This window comes from Micromonospora sp. NPDC048830 (assembly GCF_043198215.1).
GTDB lineage: Bacteria > Actinomycetota > Actinomycetes > Mycobacteriales > Micromonosporaceae > Micromonospora.
In genome coordinates this window covers 16,825-33,121 of the sequence record NZ_JBICUP010000050.1, presented here as the reverse complement: position 1 = coordinate 33,121, position 16,297 = coordinate 16,825, and the positions used below count along the sequence as shown (strand labels likewise).

Genomic DNA, 16,297 nt, shown 5'->3' with positions numbered 1-16,297 from the left:
AACAACCGTGTGAAGTAGCGGCGCAGCATCGGCAGGGACTGTTCCTGCGACTGGAACTCCGCGCCGCCGAAGCCGCCGGCCAGCCCTCTACCGGCCCGGCGCTTCGGCGGTCACACCCGCCGAAGGGGACCGCGGCGGTGCCGGTGGCGCCTCAGCCGGCCGGCCCGCCGACATGGCATCGGTGACAGCGGCCGCGGTCGACTGAGGAAATGCCTGAGCCGCGAGCTTCGCCCCGTGCACGTCACGATCACCGGGCCCGGCAGACGTCTGGCCGGCCTCCGGACGGTCGCCGCGAGCGCCCTCCTCCCTGCCGCCGCCCGTCTCCCGCCACTCACCATCAAGGGTGACGGCGGGGCGATCCCCGTCGCCCTGGACGGTGCCGTCGGCCCGTACAGCTCCGGCGCCCTGCTCGGTGGCGTAGTCGTCGACCACCCGGAACGCGTACGCGGCGGGCGTGTGAGCCCGGTCGACGAAGCCGGGCACCTGCCGCAGCAGATCGCGCACATCATGCCCGGCGCGCTCCAGTTGGTCGAGCTTGTAGGCCAGCGCCGGCCACGCCGCCGAGGCGATGACCCGCTCCGCCCGATCGGCGGTCCACACCTCCCGCACGTGCACCGCCATCGCCTCCTGACGGTCCTGGGCGGTGCGGCGTCGCTCGCCGGCGCCATCGGGCCGGGCCTCCGCCGGTGAGGCCTCCGCCGGACGGTCGACGTCGTCCACGGCGGCGCGGTCGAGCTGGTCGGACAGCCACGCCTCGTCCCCCGGCCGGGCGCCGGTCTGCGGGTCGACGTGAACGCCGCGCTCGGCGAGCCGCACGACAATGACCCGCTGGGCGGCCTCGGCGCGCGGGTCGACGGCCGCCCACTCGGCGCTGGCCCGCCAGGCCCGCGCGATGTCCTCGGCCGACGCCTGCCGCCACCACGACGGCCGGGTCGCCGGCCGCCACACGGCCGCGCCCGCCTGCTGGGCCGCGCGCACCTGGGCGCGAATGCGACGGGCCTGTCCCTCGCTGACCCGGGCCGCGCGTTGCAGCTGGGCAATGCGGATCTCGATGGCCGCCTGCGCCAGTTGCCCGGCGGCCTGGATCGCGGCGGTCACCGCCGCGGTGGCCCGCTGGTGGATCTCGGCCATCTCGTTCTCGGCCACTAGCTCGTCCTCCTCAACGCTGCGGATCCCGCTCGACGTTCGGGTCGACGCGGGGCCGGACCGGGCCCGGCACGGTGTGGACCGGCCGCTGCGGCGGCCCACCCTGGTTCGGCACATGCACCTGGTCGACGAGCGGGGCACCGGACTGGAGCAGGGGCATCAGGTATGCGGCGGCGGCGGCAGCAGCGCCGGCGGCGTGGGCTTGTTGCTGCGCGGCACGCAGTTCGGCCAGTGCCACGACGAGCCGGGCCGCCTGGACGACCACGGCGAGCAGGACGGCCGCCTCACCACCGTCGCGGGCGTGTCCGGCCACCAGCAGCGCGTCCGCCACGCGACCCAACTCCCGGGCCACCGACGACGCCGCAGGCGCCGGCGCGCGACGCGGCGGCGCCGCCGCGCGGGCCAGAGCGTCAGCGGCCCGGCTCATCGGACCCTGCCCTGACGGTTCGGTGGCCGCCGCCACCCGCGCCAACAGTTCGGCGCTGGCCCGCGCCACCGCTGGCCACTGCGGCGAGTCGGGAGCCATCCCGGCCAGCCGGCCGCTAATCGCCTCCAGCGCGGCTGCAGACGATCGCCACACCGCCATCCGATCCTCGCCGCGCAGGTTCGATTCCGTGGAATCCGCCGCCTTCCACTGGCCGGCCGATGGCCGCTCGGCCTCGGGCCACCGCTTGCGGACCTGGGGCAGGCTGAGGTCGCCGTCCAGGCTGCGCCCCGCGTACCAGGTCGGCTTACCCACCCCGGCCGGCCGCAGCGCGACCGCGTACCCGACCACCTGGTTCGGGTCCTTCGCCGCGGTCCGCGCGGCGACCAGCAACCCTGCGCCCTTCATCCGCGCGACCCACTCAGCCTCGCTGCCCGCCCCCGCCAGCGCCGCCCGGACCTGGCGGCGCAGCAGCTCCCGGTCCGGCGCCTGGCCGCTGTGCCGGGCCCGGTCGACCTCCGGCCGGTTCAGCTCCGGCCGCTTCGTCGCCCCGGTTCGGCCGGGCGTCCACTTGCCCAGCCCGAACTCGTCCTCTAGGAGGTCGGCGACCTGCTGGCTGCGTCGCTTGTCCTGCCGCAGCCACACCGGTGCCCCGTCCTCGGTGGCGAGGGTGACGACCAGGTGCACGTGGTCGTTGCCCTTGGCCGACAGTCCGTGCCGCACCGCGATCCACCGGCACCCGGCCCGCTCCGCGTCGCCGGTGAAACCCATCTCCTGCACGAACCGACTCGCGATGCGACCCCACGTCGCGTCGTCGAGCTGCCCCTCCTGCGCGGGCAGGCTCAGCGAGCACTGCCACACGTACTGCCGCACCCCGCGCTCGCCGGCGGCGATCTGCGGCGCGTCCAGCCGGGCCGCCAGCTCCTCCAACGACCACCCACCGCCGTCGCGCTCGCGGCGTTCGGGGGCGAGCAGCGCCACGTCGTCGTACCCGGCGACCAGGTGCGGGTCGACGTGTTCCTCGGCCTTCCCCGGCCCCCACAGGTACTCCAGCAGACCGCGTACCCGGCTGCCGTAGGTCACCTTCGGGATCATCGGCGGCCCGTCTGCGCGGCGGCGATCGCGGTCACGAGGTCGTCGACGCGCGCCGCGACCCGGGCGAGGTAGGCCGCCGTCGCGTCCAGGTCCCCGGCCGGCTCGCCGGTGGAGTGCAGCCGGGCCACGGCCTGGTTCAGGTTGTGCGCCGCGCCCCGCACCTGCCTGTGCACGCCCATCAACTCGACCAGCAGCGGCCCCGTCTCCGCAGCGCCGTCCGGGCCGGCAGCGGGCACGAGCGGTGCCGATCCGGCTTCCGCCAGGTAGGCCGAGGTGGCCATCCGGGCCGCCGCTGCGTTCGCCTCGACCGCCGCCATCTCCGCCTCGGACAGCCGCACGGTCACCCGATGCACTCGCGGGTCGTCGTCGCTGTGGGCACGCCGCCGGCGCTGGCTCGCACCGAAGCGAACCACCCCGACCTGCGCCGGATCAGCCACGTCGACCCCCCTCCCGACCGGCGTCGCCCGCCGTGTCTCGGCCGGCCGCAGCGCGGCCCGTCTGACCAAAAGTCAGACTTTTACTCCAACTTGCTCCGGCGAGGCCGGTGCGTCGCGCGTGCGCGACCTGGCCGCGTGGTCGCGGACCCGAGCGCACCTGACGACGCGCACCACGAGACGGCCTCGTGGTGACCCGGCGCGGCCGGTCGCCAGCGCCCAGCGTCAACGACGCGGCGCGGCGCTGTGCGACGTGCCGGTGGCACGCCCGTGCTCCTGGTCGACGTCCTCGGCGGACACTGACGGCGCCCTCGGCGGTCACCAGCGGCGGCGCAGGGGTGGGCCCACGAGGATCGATCTTGACCGCTAGGCTCGGCGTCCACATCCACCAGACCGGAGCATCCAGGGGGAGAATCCCATGGCCGATCAGTCCGCCAAGGCCGTCCGTACCGAGACCGAGCGGGCCGCGCTGCAACTGCTGCGTGAGCGCACGAACCTGGTCGGCGAAGCTGCTACCGCCCGCCACGACCGCGACCAGCTCGTCGACGCGCTGCGTGAGGCCAACGCCCGCTACGCCGCCCGCTACGCCGACGCCGTCGCCGGCGGCTGGACCGCCGACGACCTGGCCAAGCTCGGCCTGGATGCACCGGAGTCGTCCAGCACGTCCAGGCGGCGCCGCGCACCTCGGCAGGCGCAACCCGTGCAGAATCGGCCGGACGAGCTGGTGACGCCGACCGACGTCCCGGCGCAGACGTAGCGGCCACGCCCACGTCACGATGACGGCCTCCCCAGCTTCGGCGAGGGAGGCCGTCATCGTGTGGGCGCCGGTCATGACCTGGTCCCGAGCGGCACGCCGCGGGCCCGCATCCACGGTTCCGGGTCGACCGCGTTGCCGCCGTTGGCGTGGTACGGCCCGGGCGGGACGTTCAGGTGCACTTCGAAGTGCAGGTGCGGTCCGGAGCTGCCGCCGCTGTTGCCCACGAACCCGATGACCGTACCGGCCGTGACCCGCTGGCCAATGGATACCTCGGGGCGCTGGATCATGTGGCAGTAGCGGGTGACGATGTCGCCCGGGTGGCGGATGTCGACGTACCACCCGCACCCGCGCTGACTGGTGTTCCCGTCACGGTCGCAGGTGGTGTACCAGTCGCACTTGACCTGCTCCACCACGCCGGTCGACGCCGCGCGGATCGCGTCGCCGCGCACATCGGCCTTCGACATGTCCACACCGGCGTGCAGCCGACCGCCACGCTGGCCGAAGGGACTGACGATGGTGGCCCGGATCGGCTGCACCCAGCCGCCCGGACCTACCGGCACCGGCCCCAGGTCGTCGGTACCGCACGGGGCGGTCGGCGCACCACCGCCGATGTCGCCGATGTTGGGCAGGCCGAGCACCCTCGCGGCGAGCTGCTCGGCGTCGTCCTCCCACTTCTGGTACTCCTCCGGGTAGCCGGAGCGCTGCACCGCCTGCGCCGCGTCGGTCAACCGCATGCGCTGCCAGCCGTCGACGCGCAGCAGCGCCTCGTAGAACTTCCCCGCGGCGTAGGTGGGCGTCATCCGCTCACGCACGCTGCCCCACCCGGGGCGTTGCTGGAACAGCCCGACCGAGTCGTGGTCGCGGCCCACGCCCTCGTGCGGCAGGGTCAGCGACTCAGGCACGGTGGCGTTGGCCAGGTTGCGCAGCGTGGACTCCTGCATCGCGGTCGCCAGCGCGATGACGTATCCGCGCGGCGGCACCTGGCGCTGCCGTCCGACGGCGACGATGGTGGCGGCGTTCGTCGTCTCGGCGCTGCCCCACGCACCGGCGCCGGGAATCGGCGACGGCCCGGGCAGGGACGGCACCTCGCACGCCGCCGCTTCCGCCTGCGCCAGGCCGAACATCACCAACGGCAAACCCACGGTGCCGCCGCACACCAACGAAACCACCGCCAGCACCGCCACGCCCAGCGCGACCGATCGACGGTTCATCGGCTCACCGACCGGGTGAAGTCGTTCCCCGTCACCACCCACCGCCCACCAACGCTGGCGAGCGTCACGGTCAGCGTCCCCGCGTCGGTCGCTACCTCGTACACCGCCGCGCCGCCCTTCGGTGCCTGCTTCGCCACCGGTCGGCCCGTCACCCGCGTCGCCGGCACCCGCGCCGGGTCGACGGTACGCAGCGCGCGAGCGAACCCCTCGTCGCAGACCACCGCGATCCCCCGCCACCACGCCTCGGCCGGCAGGTCGGGACGCGCCCACGCCGCAGCGAACGCCGCAGCGACGGGCGCCGCCTGCGCCGCCGGCGGCGGGGCTGCAGGCGCCCCGTCTTCGTGGTCGTCCCCGCCCGGCAGCTCCCCCGTCGGGGACGGATCGCCGTCCCCGGCACCGGCCGTCGGATAGACCGGGCCGCTGCGCTGCGGTGCCGGTGTGCCCGGATCGCCGGTGGGTGCGCAGCCGACTGTGCACACCATGGCGAGAACAAGGCCAGCGGCGAGCCGTGCCGGCCGATTCAGGTGGTCGATGCGTGCCAATGTGCGCGCCCTGGGTGCCATTCGACGCCTCCCCCGTGGTGCCTATCGCGGCAGAGCAATCACCATAGATCCATTCGGAAACGCGGTGCTACTGTCGGGTGCTCGTCGGGTGACCTTGAAAGGCGGGGGAGGCATCGGATGGCGAGAAGCCCCTATGCGTGCCGGCGGTGCCGACGGTGAAGGCAGCAGCTGTCACAGCCTCCCGCACGCGCCCCGGCCCCGCCCCGGCGATGCCCTTCGCGATAATTCCGCAGAATCTCGGCGACTGGCCGCCGGTGTGGTGGGTCGGATGTCACGGCGGCGCCGGAACAAGCACCCTCGCGCGGCTGGTCGGCTTCGGGCTGGACTTCGGCAGCAAAGGCTGGCCCCTGGTGACACCGGCGATGCCGCCGACCCACGTCGTCCTCGTCTGCCGAGCATCCGCAGCGGGCACCTGGGCGGCGACCGGCGCCATCGAGCAATGGCGCAGCACCCCAGGCATGCACAGCCTGACGAAGGTGCTCGGCGTGGTCGCGGTCGCCGCCTCACCCCGGAGGCCGCCGCGCATCGCCACCGAACGACTGCAACTGCTACGCGGATGGGCACCCGAGGTCTGGCGCGTCGGCTGGGTCGACGCGCTGCTCGCCGCCGACGACCCGCGTGACGTCGGCGCTTCCCCCGACGTCGAGGCGCTGCGCAACGCGATCTGGCAGAAGGTGGGCGCAACCCGGGAAGGGAAACGATGACCCCGATCGAATATATCGACCAGCTTCAGCAGGCCCTGGCGGCGGTGCCGAGCCCAAGCGGTGGCCCGGTCGTGCCGGACCCCGGCAGCGGCGTGGCACCACCGGAGGTGGCGGACAAAGTGCTCACGATCCTGCAGTGGATCGCCTACCTGGCCACCGCCGCCTGCGTCGGTGGGCTGCTCTACACCGCAGCGAAGATGGCCCTGGCACACCGCCGCGGTGACGACACCAACGTCTCCCAACTCGGCTGGGTGTTCGCCGCCTGCCTGCTCATCGGAAGCGCGTCCGCGATCGTCTCCGCACTGATCTAGGAGGAAGGAACCCCCGATGCCGCGCTCGTCTGCCCCCCAGGACTTCGCCGACCGTCCGCCGTGGACGCGGCCCGGCTTCATCGCCTCCGCAGCTCTGCTCCTGGTCATCGTCATCGTCGGGGTGCTGATCGCCGCACTCTCCCTGGGACACGACAGCAACGACACCGCTGACAGCACGCCCCCGGTGAACCCGACACCGGCGGGGAGCAGCCCGGATCAGGCGCTACCCACCACCGTGCCGACCACCGCGCCGCCGGACGTGCGGTGGGAATTGGTGGGTCCCCTCCCCGTACCAGTCAGCACCACTGCAGGCCCGACGCGGGTCACCGCCACCACCGCGGCTGGCTTCGCCCACACCCCCGAGGGCGCGCTGATCGCCGCTGCCCAGATCGGCATGCGGTCCAGCTACTCCCTGGGCCGGGACTACTGGGAACCCACCATCCAGAGGCAGTTCGCGCCCAGCGCCGACCGGGATCGGCTGCTTGCCCAAATGCGAGCCAGCGACAGCAGCCCAGCGGACCCGGGCTCGCAGAGCCACATCGCCGGCTTCAGCTACCAGTCCTACACCCCCGATACCGCAGTGATCGGGCTCGTGCTCCGCGCCCCCTCGGCCGGGACCCCGCGCTACCACGTCCTGTCGTTGGTCCTGCTTTGGCGGGACGGCGACTGGCAAATGCAGGCGCCACCCGGCGGCGCCTGGACGTCCGTCAACCGCAACACCAGCGATCTCACGGGTGTGGTCGAGTGGGGGCCGCGGTAATGCCGGAGTGCCCGGAGATCGACCTAACCTGCCAAGCCGCGGAAACCATCATCGACAACACCACAGGCCGATACTTCGACCAAATAGCCGAACAAGCGTCCAAAGCCGCAGCCGAGATGCTGAAAACCCTTGTGACTGGTTGGCTGTCCCTCTCCACGCCGGACGTGTCTCAGGGCTCCTGCCGGCTCGATGGTGCCAGAAAGCTCGACTGCAGCAGCACGGTCGCTTACCTGCGGGAATACACTACCTGGGCAGTCGCGGCGATCGCCGTCGCCGCGGTACTAATCGCGGCCATCAAGATGGCGTTGGAACGCGACGGCCGGGAAGCCGGCTCGTTCGCCAAGGGGCTCGTAACGATGGTCGTGCTCGCGGTCGCCGGCGTGCCGGGGGTGCAGCTACTCATCGGCATTGGTGACGAATACGCGAACTGGATCCTCTCTGCCTCCGCCGACGGTGACCTCGGAAAACGGCTCCTGCTACTCGCTCCCGCCCCCGCGACCACCGGAATGCCGGCCCTGGTGGTGGCCGGCATCTCACTTATGATCTTCCTGTCCACGATGGTGCAGCTACTGCTGCTGCTCGCCCGCAACGCCGGCTTGGTCCTGCTGGCCGGCCTGCTGCCGCTGGCCGCCTCGGCGGGCATCTCCGGCTCTGGGCGATCGATACGTGATCGGTACCTGACGTGGCTGCTCGCCCTGGTGCTCTACAAGCCGGCCGCGGCCACGATCTACGCCGCCGTGTTCTGGCTCATCGGTAAAGGCCAATCGCTCACCGACCTACTGACTGGCCTGGTGATGTTCTGCATGGCCATCGTGGCGTTGCCGGCCCTGATGCGGCTCATCGCCCCGGCGGTGTCGGTACTCTCCACCGGCGGGAGCGGAGTTGCGGTGGCCGCCGGATCCGCAGCCGGGCAGGTCGCCTCCGGCGCGGTGCGTCTCATCGGCGACAGCCGCGGGAAATCCAGCCGCGCGGGGAACAGCGGCGGTCCAGGCCGCCCAGGTGGTGCGGCACCGTCCGCGCCGGTTCCCCGCCCTGCCAGCAGCGGTGCCAGGCCGGGCACCGCTGCCGGCCCGACAACCGCCGCAGCCGGACCGGTCGGTCTCGCCGCCGCCGCCGGGGTGGAGGGTGCAAAGGCTGGACCCACAGTCGTGCGCAAGGTCGGCGGGACGGCGTCCGGTTCGACGGCCGGTGAGGGCTCATGAGCACCGGGGTACGGGAACGGGCCAGCGAGCAGCGCACCTACGGCAACTGGCGGCTCGGCCGCGGTGCCGGCCTGTTCGGGCTCGGCCCGGCCGGCACCATCGCCGCGTTCCTGGTCATGGTGCTCGCCGCCGTGATGCTGTCGGTGTCCACCCTCGCGGCGCTGATCACCGCGATAACCGGCCTGATAGTCCTCACGCCGCTGGCGATCCGGGTCAACGGACGCACCGGGTTCCAGGTCATCACCGCCCGGGTGGCGTGGTGGCTGGCCCGGTCCCGCCGTCACCACGTCTACGTCTCCGGGGTCGCGTCCCGTGTCACCGCCGCCCACCAACTGCCCGGGGTGCTGGCCCGCTCCGAGGTGTACGAGGTGGAGACCGGACGCTCCGGTGTCGTCGCCGTCGTCGTGGTGCCGCAGAGCCGGCACTACACCGTCACCCTGCGGTGCGCGCCAGAGGGAATGGACCTGGTCGACCAGGCGGTCATCGACGCCCGCGTCGGGCACCTGGCGTCCTGGCTGGCGGCGCTGTCCCGCGAGCCGCAGCTGGTCCAGGCGCAGGTCACCGTCGAGACCACCCCGGATCCCGGCACCCGGCTGGCCGCCGAGGTGGCCGCCACCTCCCGGCCCGACGCGCCGGCTCTGGCCCTGCAGGTCCTCGACGACGTCGTCCAGTCCTACCCCGCCGGCTCGGCGACCGTGGACACCCGCGTGTCGCTGACCTACACCGCCCCACCCGACCGGTCAATGTCCCACGAGGACATCTGCCGGGAGGTCGCCGCCCGACTGCCGCACCTGCACGCCGGCCTCACCGGCGCCACCGGCGCCGGGATCGTGCCAATGTCCGCGCGCAGCCTCGCCGGCATGGTCCGCGCCGCGTACGACCCGGCCGCAGCCCTGGACCTCGCCCGAGACCCCCAACTCACCCCCGACTGGACGCAGGCCGGCCCGGTAGCCACCCGGGAGAGCTGGGACTTCTACCGGCACGACTCCGGGATCTCGCGCACCTGGTGCATGGTCGAAGCCCCCAGAGGACTGGTGTACTCGCGGCTGTTCGCCCGGCTGACCGACCCGGACCCGCAACTGCTGCGCAAACGGGTCACCATGATCTACCGGCCGTACTCCCCCGGCGAGGCGGCCCGGCTCGTCGAGTCCGACAAGCGCGACGCCCGCTTCCTCGCCAGCAAGAAACACCGGCCCAGCGCCCGAGACCTCACCGACCTCGCCGCCGCTGAACAGGCCGCGGAGGAAGAGGCCGCCGGCGCCGGCGTCACCCGATTCACCGTGCTGGTCACCGCCACCATCGCCGACGAAAAGCACCTCGACGAGGCCAGCGGCATCATCCAGGCCCGCGCCGGCGAAGCACGCCTGACACTGCGCCCGATGTACGGCTGCCAGGCCGCCGGATTCGCCGCCGGCCTACCCGCCGGCGTGGTCCTGCCCACCCACGCCACGATCCCCTTCTAGGACGCCGGCATGACCACCGCACCCCACACCCCCCACCCACCGGATCGACCAGCCCGCCGGCCCGGCCGACTCGGCTACACCGGGCCCGGCGGCGGCGCCTGGTCCTACATCGAGCCGCCCACCGAATACCGGGGCACCACCGTCCAGGTCTGCGGGCTGTTCCCGTTCGGCACCGGCGCGTCGACCCCGATGATCGGCGTACCGGTCGGCCGGCACCTCTACACCGGCTCGGCGGTCTGCTTCGACCCGATCTCCTGGTACACCCGCGCCCGGCTGATCAACAACCCGTCGGTGTGGATCGAGGGCGAGCCCGGCATGGGCAAGTCCACGGCGGTGCGCCGCATGGTCCTCGGCCTGACCGCCCAGGGCGTCACGCCCCTGATCCTCGGCGACCTCAAGCCCGACTACGCCGAGCTGGTCCGCGCGTTGGGCGGGCAGGTGCTGCGGGTCGGGCCGGGCCTGGACCGGATCAACCCCCTCGACGCCGGCCCGTGGCGGCAGGTCCTCGACCGGGTCGACGAGCGCACCGGCGCCGTCGTGCGGGCCGCGGTCACCGACCGGCGGCTGAACATGCTGGTCGCCCTGGCCACCCTGATCCGCCGCGGGCCCGTCAACTCCGACGAAACCACCGTCCTGGCCGCCGCGCTGCGCTACCTCGCCGAACGAGAGACCGACACCCAGCCGGTTCTCTCCGACGTCCTGAACGTCATCCGCGACGCCCCGCCGCAGGTCCGCGCGGTCACCCTGTGGCAGACCGACCAGGATCTTCCCCGGTTCCGGGAGGAAACCGCCAGCCTGCACCGCACGCTGCTGGCGCTGCTGCACGGCCCGCTCGGCGGCACCTTCGAGGGGCAGACCACCACCGCGATCCGGCTCGACACCCCGGCCGTGTGCGTGGACATCTCCGGCATCGACGACACCGACGAGCTGCGCACCGCCGCCACCCTCCTGTCGACCTGGTCCTACGGGTTCGCCCAGGTGGAGGCCGCGCACCTGATGGCCGACCTCGGCCTGGCCCCCGCCCGCACCTTCTTCACCGTCCTCGACGAGCTGTGGCGGGCGCTGCGCGTCGGGCACGGCCTGGTCGACCGCGCCGACGGCCTGACCCGGCTCAACCGGCAGAAGGGCACCGGCACCGCGTTCATCACCCACTCGTTGGCCGACCTGGAAGCCCTGCCCACCGCCCACGACCGGGCCAAAGCGAGAGGCTTCGCCGAACGGTCCGCGGTGCTGATGATCGGCCCCTGCTCCGAGCAGGAACTCGACGCCGTCGCCCGGGTACGGCCGCTGTCGAACGCCGAGCGACGCGAGGTGCTGTCCTGGTCGGCGCCACCGTCCTGGGCCGGTGCCGGCAGCGAGACCGTCGGCCGCGGGAACTTCCTCATCAAGGTCGGCTCCCGGCCGGGCATCCCCGTGCACCTGGAACCCACCGAGGTAGAGAAGCAGCTCGGCAACACCGACTTCCGCTGGACGATGACGTGAGCCGACCCGCCGGGCCGCGCGGCGGCCACGACGACGCCGGCCTGATCGTCGGCGGCATCGCCGCCGCAGTCCTGGCCGCCGCCAGCGCGGTGTGGCTGCCGGTCATGCTCACCCGGCCACCCGGATACCGCGGCGGCGGGCCGATCAGGGTGGCCGCCGCGGTGCTGCGCGGCGACATCACCTGGACCACCGCCTGCACCGTCGTCGCGGTCATCGAGGTCACCGTCCTGGCACTACTGACCACCTCAGCCGTGGCCGCCTGGCGGTGGGCCCGCCGGCGGCGGACCCGGGTCGACTCGGCCGCGCGACGGATGGCCACCAGCAAAGACCTCGCGCACCTCGGGCCCAAAGGCGTCGCCGACAGCGGCCGTCGACTGCGGCCCAGCCTCGCCGACGTCGAACGGCCCGACCCCGACCAGCTCGGCGTGCTGATCGGCCACACCGTCGCCGGCGGAATGCCGCTGCGCCAGTCCTGGGAGGACATGGCCGTCGACATCTGGGGGCCCCGCACCGGCAAGACCACCAGCCGGGCCATCCCAGCCGTCGTCGCCGCCCCCGGACCGACCCTGGTCACCAGCGTCAAGGGCGACATCGTCGACGCCACCCGCGAGGTACGCGCGGCCCGCGGCACCGTGTGGGCGTTCGACCCGCAGCACATCCTCGGCGCCGAGCAGGGCATGTGGTGGAACCCGCTGCGCGCCGTGGCCACCATCACCGACGCCCGCCGCCTGGCCGAGCACTTCGCCGCCGCCGAACGGGAACCGGGCGTCAGCCGCGACGCCTTCTTCGACCCCAGCTCCGAGGAGCTGGTGGCGAACCTGCTCCTCGCGGCCGCCGTCTCCGGCCGGGACATCCTCGCCGCCTACCGGTGGGCCGTCAGCCCCCGCAACGACGAGCCGGCCCTGCTGCTACGCGACCACGGCTACGACCTGCCCGCCGACGCCGTCGCCGGCGTGGTCAACATGCCCGACAAGACCCGCGGCGGCATCTACGCCGGCGCCCAGAAGATGCTCATGTGCCTCACCGAGCCCGCCGTCACCCGCTGGGTCACCCCACCGACCCGCGCCGGGGTCCTCGAGTTCGACCCGGCCGCATTCGTGGCCTCCACCGACGTGCTGTACCTGCTCTCCCAGGGCGGCCCCGGATCCCCCGCCCCGCTGGTCGCCGCGCTCACCGACGCGGTCCTGCGCGCCGGCGAGCTGCGCGCCCGCGCCTCGACCGGCCGGCGCCTGGACCCGCCGCTGCTGAGCATCCTCGACGAGGCCGCCAACATCTGCCGGCTACGCCAGCTCCCCAGCCTCTACTCCTACTACGGCTCACACGGCCTGCCGATCATCACGATCCTGCAGTCCTACCCCCAAGGCGTCGACGTGTGGGGCCGCGAGGGCATGCGCAAGCTATGGTCCGCGGCGAACGTGCGCACCTACGGCGGTGGCGTCGCCGACCCCGACTGGTTGGAAGAGCTGTCCAAGCTCATCGGCGAACACGAGGTCACCACTAGGTCGACCAGCAGCAGCGGATCCGGATGGGGCCAGCGGTCGGTCTCGCACGCCACCCGCCGGCAGCGGATCCTCGACGTGTCCGACCTGCACGCCCTGCCGCGCGGCCGGATGGTCGTCTACGCCTCCGGTGCCCCGCCGGCGCTCGCCCGCACCGCACCGTGGCAGGACGGCCCGTACGCTGCGGCGATCCGCGCCTCGATCGCCCGCTGGGATCCCGACAGTCGCACCGACTGGATTCTGTCCCCCGACGCGCCGCCGGAGCCAATCGCATGACCAGCCCGACGTCCGGACCAGCCACCGACCCTGTCGCCGACCTGACCAATCTGCTCGACCAGCTCGCCGGCACTCCCGAGGGACCGGCGAAGGACCCGAGCGCTCCGGAGCCGGTTTTCAGCAACGTCGACCAGTTCGTCGCCGGCTACCTTGTGCTCGTCCTGGAGCGGCGGGTCGCCTCCGGGCCGACGCCCGGCATCAACTGGTGCCCCCGCTGGTGGGCACACCCCGAGGCACTCTCCCGCCTGTACGCACTGTGGCGGGCCTGGGAAGCCTTGCGCGTCAACGACCCGCAGACCGGCATAAGCATCTGGTGGCGTGACCACCTCGACCCGCACCTAGCCGTCCTGGCCGGAGACGCAGGCCCGTTCGTCCGCTGCGGGCCGGACAAACACCGTGACCCGGAGCCTCTGCCCGTCGAGCCCGCACCGGCCGAGGTGCTGGCTCAGCTCCCCGATGCCTGACACACCCTCGCCGGACAATGGAGTCATGGACACCGTCGCGCAGCTGACCATCGTCCGTCACGGGCAGAGCACCGCGAACGTGGCGTTCGCCGACGCCCAGGCCCGGGGCCTGGCCGACCACGGCCTCACCGGGTGCGACGCCGACATCGAGCTGTCACCGCTGGGCTGGCAGCAAGCCACCCACCTTGGCCGCTGGCTCGCGGCCCAACCCGCTGACCAGCGCCCCGAGGTGGTCGTCTGTTCCCCCTACCTGCGGGCTCGCCAGACGTGGACGCGGGCCGCGGACATCGCCGCCGAGCTCGGCGTGCCCGTCCCGCACGCCCACGTCGATGACCGGCTGTGCGACCGGCTCATGGGCGACCTGGAGCTGCTGACCCCCCTCATGATCGCCAGCCGGTTCCCTGCCGAAGCGGCCCGGCTCGCCGCAGACGGCCTCTACGCCTACCGGCCGCCGGGCGGTGAGACGTTCGACGATGTCGCAGCGCGGATCCGCGCTGTCCTGACCGACCTGAACACCCGGTACCCCGGCCAGCGGGTCCTGGTCGTGGCTCACGACGCCGTGGTCGTCGCTGTACGCCACCTCCTCGATGGGCTGCCGTTCACCGACCTCGACGCGATCCTCGCGGTCACCCCGGTGGCCAACACCTCGCTCACCCGCTACGTCCACGCCAACGGCCGCCTCGGCCTAGTCGAGTTCGCCGTCACTCCCCACCTGACCAGAGAGGATCAGCATGCCCACCTCGGCCGATGAAACGCCCCTGCTGGGTCGGCTCGACACCCCCGCCCCCACCCCCGAGCAGGTTCACGAGCACCAGGTGGTGCGGGACCTGATCACGCAGGCCTTGGCCGCACAGTCCGCCCGCCGCCACCAGCTCGAGCAAGCCGGCGAGGACCCCCGTCTGCTGGACCAGGTCACCGCCACTCAGCACCGGCTCGCGCAAGCACTGCAGACCTTGGACCCCGCCGACGAGCAGCAGGTCGCCCGGCTGCGTCAGGAGTGCATCGACCTGCTGCGGGAGGCCGGCCGTTGACCGACCACCACGACGGTGTGCTCTCTGAGGAGGCCAACGAGCGGATCTTCCGCGAGCAGATCGTCCCGATGTTCCTCACCGGCGCTCCCACCCGGGAGCATCCGGTCCTCGTCATCGTGGGTGGCCAGACCGGCGCCGGCAAGACGGCCGTGACCGCGATGGTCAAACGCGCCCTGGGCGCGAGCAGCGGGTTCATCAACATCAACATGGACTTCTACAACCCGATGCACCCCAGCTTCCACCGGTGGCAAGCCGAGGACGAGACCACCGCCAGCGCCAAGGTGCGGCCCGACGGCGAACGCTGGTGGGACAAGGCCCAGCAGTACGCCATCGACAACCGCTGCCACGTGGTCCTGGAGTCCGCGATGCGCTACCCCAGCGAGTTCGAGGACATCGCCCGACGCTTCCACAACGCCGGCTACCGGGTCGAAGTCGCCATCGTGGCCGTCCCCGAAGCCCTCAGCCGCCTGGGCATCCTGCATCGTTACTGGAGCGAGGTCCAGGAAGTCGGCCGAGGCCGGCTCATCGACACCGCGATCCACGACGAGTGCTACCGAGGCGTCATCCGCGGCGCCCAGGCTGTCGACACGCAGGCCCTAGCGCACGTCGCCTTCGCGTTCCGCCGCAGCGGCGAGGTGGTCTACGCCAACACCGTCACCGCCGACGGCACCTGGCAACGCCCGCCGGCGCTGGCAGCCGCGATCACCGCCGAGCACCACCGCCCCTGGACCCCAACTGAGCAGGCCTGGTATGTCGACAACTCCCGACAGCTGCGGGCCACGATCGACCCCCGGTGGCACGCCACCCTGGCCGCCATCGACGCCTCAGCGGCGCCGCTGATGAGTCGTCCCACCACGAGCTCTGCCGTACAGGTAGCAGCCCTCGCAATCCACGGCAGCACTCGACGCGTCCTCCAGCCCCGGTCGGAATCCCCGGCCATTCCCCGGCCGTCCCCGGCTGCGGACGGGACCGCCCATCACCAGCAACCAGCCGCCGAGCGGTAGCCGCTGGCACCCGCGCAGCCCTCAGCGCGGTGATTCCCCGGAATCCTTGGCAGCGGGGGTCAGGTCGTAAGCACACTGGTAGTAGATCGTCGATGGCGCAGCGCACTGGCGGCAGGTCCAGCTGTGGTGACCGCGGTGCGTGTTCGGCGGTGGGCACGGGCATGGGACACCCACCCCACGGCCACCTGCCCCGCAGTCAACGGATGCCGCTCCGGCCCCGCACAGTGGGGGCCGGAGTGGGCGCAACGAACTGGCCCGCCCGACTGGCAGGGTGTGGTAATCCAATCGTCTTGTATTCACCGCTTGCCAGTCACGGTGTGTTGCGGGTTGGGCTGTAGCGGTTCCGAGTGCCGCCGGCGGCGGCGTGGTGCCGTTGGGTGGTGTGGTGGTGGAAGTTGAGGGCCTGGGCGACGACTGGTGCTGGGGTTTGGAGCACGAGCTGGCTGGTCAGGTCCTGGCCGGTGGTGGAGC

At 72.7% G+C, this 16,297-nt stretch carries 17 protein-coding genes; 12 read left to right on the top strand and 5 right to left on the bottom strand.

Features of this window, described 5'->3' with window-relative positions:
• Window positions 1-87 precede the first annotated feature (87 nt).
• The 3 genes from ACGFIZ_RS29280 to ACGFIZ_RS29270 are packed head-to-tail and all read right to left on the bottom strand — an operon-like array spanning window position 88 to window position 3,102.
• Window positions 88-1,146, bottom strand: coding sequence for a hypothetical protein (locus ACGFIZ_RS29280; protein ID WP_393424880.1), 1,059 nt, complete (start codon window positions 1,144-1,146; stop codon window positions 88-90).
• 13 nt (window positions 1,147-1,159) lie between these two features.
• Window positions 1,160-2,665 carry a relaxase/mobilization nuclease domain-containing protein gene (locus ACGFIZ_RS29275; RefSeq protein WP_393424877.1) on the bottom strand — a complete coding sequence of 502 codons (1,506 nt, stop codon included), beginning with the start codon at window positions 2,663-2,665 and terminating at the stop codon, window positions 1,160-1,162.
• Window positions 2,662-3,102, bottom strand: a complete 441-nt coding sequence (locus ACGFIZ_RS29270) for a plasmid mobilization protein (protein ID WP_393424874.1) — start codon at window positions 3,100-3,102, stop codon at window positions 2,662-2,664. Before ACGFIZ_RS29270 ends, ACGFIZ_RS29275 begins: the two co-directional genes overlap by 4 nt.
• Before the next feature lie 415 nt (window positions 3,103-3,517).
• Here ACGFIZ_RS29270 and ACGFIZ_RS29265 point away from each other — a divergent pair, with 415 nt between their 5' ends.
• Entirely contained in the window at window positions 3,518-3,856 is a 339-nt protein-coding gene (locus tag ACGFIZ_RS29265; protein ID WP_393424871.1) for a hypothetical protein, read from the top strand.
• 71 nt (window positions 3,857-3,927) lie between these two features.
• Here the strand turns inward: ACGFIZ_RS29265 and ACGFIZ_RS29260 are convergent, their stop codons facing one another.
• Both ACGFIZ_RS29260 and ACGFIZ_RS29255 read right to left on the bottom strand, forming a co-directional pair.
• Entirely contained in the window at window positions 3,928-5,067 is a 1,140-nt protein-coding gene (locus tag ACGFIZ_RS29260) for a M23 family metallopeptidase (RefSeq protein ID WP_393424868.1), read from the bottom strand.
• Window positions 5,064-5,549 carry a hypothetical protein gene (locus ACGFIZ_RS29255; RefSeq protein WP_393424865.1) on the bottom strand — a complete coding sequence of 162 codons (486 nt, stop codon included), beginning with the start codon at window positions 5,547-5,549 and terminating at the stop codon, window positions 5,064-5,066. Before ACGFIZ_RS29255 ends, ACGFIZ_RS29260 begins: the two co-directional genes overlap by 4 nt.
• A 227-nt stretch (window positions 5,550-5,776) precedes the next feature.
• Here ACGFIZ_RS29255 and ACGFIZ_RS29250 point away from each other — a divergent pair, with 227 nt between their 5' ends.
• Genes ACGFIZ_RS29250 through ACGFIZ_RS29200 form a run of 11 tightly spaced genes read left to right on the top strand, consistent with a single transcriptional unit; the run spans window position 5,777 to window position 15,826 of the window.
• On the top strand, window positions 5,777-6,334 hold the full coding sequence (locus tag ACGFIZ_RS29250; RefSeq protein ID WP_393424862.1) for a hypothetical protein: 558 nt from the start codon (window positions 5,777-5,779) through the stop codon (window positions 6,332-6,334).
• Entirely contained in the window at window positions 6,331-6,645 is a 315-nt protein-coding gene (locus tag ACGFIZ_RS29245; protein ID WP_393424859.1) for a hypothetical protein, read from the top strand. The genes ACGFIZ_RS29250 and ACGFIZ_RS29245 overlap by 4 nt, the downstream gene beginning before the upstream one ends.
• A 16-nt stretch (window positions 6,646-6,661) precedes the next feature.
• A complete protein-coding gene (locus ACGFIZ_RS29240; RefSeq protein WP_393424856.1) occupies window positions 6,662-7,405 on the top strand; it encodes a hypothetical protein in 744 nt (247 codons plus the stop codon).
• Window positions 7,390-8,607: a hypothetical protein gene (locus ACGFIZ_RS29235; protein ID WP_393424853.1), complete on the top strand. Its 1,218-nt coding sequence runs from the start codon at window positions 7,390-7,392 to the stop codon at window positions 8,605-8,607. Before ACGFIZ_RS29240 ends, ACGFIZ_RS29235 begins: the two co-directional genes overlap by 16 nt.
• The gene (locus ACGFIZ_RS29230; RefSeq protein ID WP_393424850.1) at window positions 8,604-10,070 is read left to right on the top strand and encodes an SCO6880 family protein; all 1,467 of its coding nucleotides are present in this window, start codon (window positions 8,604-8,606) and stop codon (window positions 10,068-10,070) included. The genes ACGFIZ_RS29235 and ACGFIZ_RS29230 overlap by 4 nt, the downstream gene beginning before the upstream one ends.
• Before the next feature lie 9 nt (window positions 10,071-10,079).
• Entirely contained in the window at window positions 10,080-11,552 is a 1,473-nt protein-coding gene (locus ACGFIZ_RS29225; RefSeq protein WP_393424847.1) for an ATP/GTP-binding protein, read from the top strand.
• Window positions 11,549-13,327, top strand: coding sequence for a type IV secretory system conjugative DNA transfer family protein (locus ACGFIZ_RS29220; RefSeq protein ID WP_393424844.1), 1,779 nt, complete (start codon window positions 11,549-11,551; stop codon window positions 13,325-13,327). The genes ACGFIZ_RS29225 and ACGFIZ_RS29220 overlap by 4 nt, the downstream gene beginning before the upstream one ends.
• On the top strand, window positions 13,324-13,791 hold the full coding sequence (locus ACGFIZ_RS29215; RefSeq protein WP_393424841.1) for a DUF4913 domain-containing protein: 468 nt from the start codon (window positions 13,324-13,326) through the stop codon (window positions 13,789-13,791). The genes ACGFIZ_RS29220 and ACGFIZ_RS29215 overlap by 4 nt, the downstream gene beginning before the upstream one ends.
• A 25-nt stretch (window positions 13,792-13,816) precedes the next feature.
• Window positions 13,817-14,542 (top strand): histidine phosphatase family protein, encoded by a 726-nt coding sequence (locus ACGFIZ_RS29210; protein ID WP_393424838.1) that lies wholly within the window; start codon window positions 13,817-13,819, stop codon window positions 14,540-14,542.
• Window positions 14,523-14,822 (top strand): hypothetical protein, encoded by a 300-nt coding sequence (locus ACGFIZ_RS29205; RefSeq protein ID WP_393424835.1) that lies wholly within the window; start codon window positions 14,523-14,525, stop codon window positions 14,820-14,822. The genes ACGFIZ_RS29210 and ACGFIZ_RS29205 overlap by 20 nt, the downstream gene beginning before the upstream one ends.
• Entirely contained in the window at window positions 14,819-15,826 is a 1,008-nt protein-coding gene (locus tag ACGFIZ_RS29200; RefSeq protein ID WP_393424832.1) for a zeta toxin family protein, read from the top strand. The genes ACGFIZ_RS29205 and ACGFIZ_RS29200 overlap by 4 nt, the downstream gene beginning before the upstream one ends.
• Window positions 15,827-16,297: the final 471 nt, after the last annotated feature.

Coding starts and splice junctions, on each gene's coding strand:
- ACGFIZ_RS29225 (WP_393424847.1), top strand. CDS start 10,080: ATGACCACCGCACCCCACACCCCCCACCCACCGGATCGACCAGCCCGC.
- ACGFIZ_RS29215 (WP_393424841.1), top strand. CDS start 13,324: ATGACCAGCCCGACGTCCGGACCAGCCACCGACCCTGTCGCCGACCTG.
- ACGFIZ_RS29275 (WP_393424877.1), bottom strand. CDS start 2,665: ATGATCCCGAAGGTGACCTACGGCAGCCGGGTACGCGGTCTGCTGGAG.
- ACGFIZ_RS29245 (WP_393424859.1), top strand. CDS start 6,331: ATGACCCCGATCGAATATATCGACCAGCTTCAGCAGGCCCTGGCGGCG.
- ACGFIZ_RS29205 (WP_393424835.1), top strand. CDS start 14,523: ATGCCCACCTCGGCCGATGAAACGCCCCTGCTGGGTCGGCTCGACACC.
- ACGFIZ_RS29210 (WP_393424838.1), top strand. CDS start 13,817: ATGGACACCGTCGCGCAGCTGACCATCGTCCGTCACGGGCAGAGCACC.
- ACGFIZ_RS29265 (WP_393424871.1), top strand. CDS start 3,518: ATGGCCGATCAGTCCGCCAAGGCCGTCCGTACCGAGACCGAGCGGGCC.
- ACGFIZ_RS29240 (WP_393424856.1), top strand. CDS start 6,662: ATGCCGCGCTCGTCTGCCCCCCAGGACTTCGCCGACCGTCCGCCGTGG.
- ACGFIZ_RS29260 (WP_393424868.1), bottom strand. CDS start 5,067: ATGAACCGTCGATCGGTCGCGCTGGGCGTGGCGGTGCTGGCGGTGGTT.
- ACGFIZ_RS29255 (WP_393424865.1), bottom strand. CDS start 5,549: ATGGTGTGCACAGTCGGCTGCGCACCCACCGGCGATCCGGGCACACCG.
- ACGFIZ_RS29230 (WP_393424850.1), top strand. CDS start 8,604: ATGAGCACCGGGGTACGGGAACGGGCCAGCGAGCAGCGCACCTACGGC.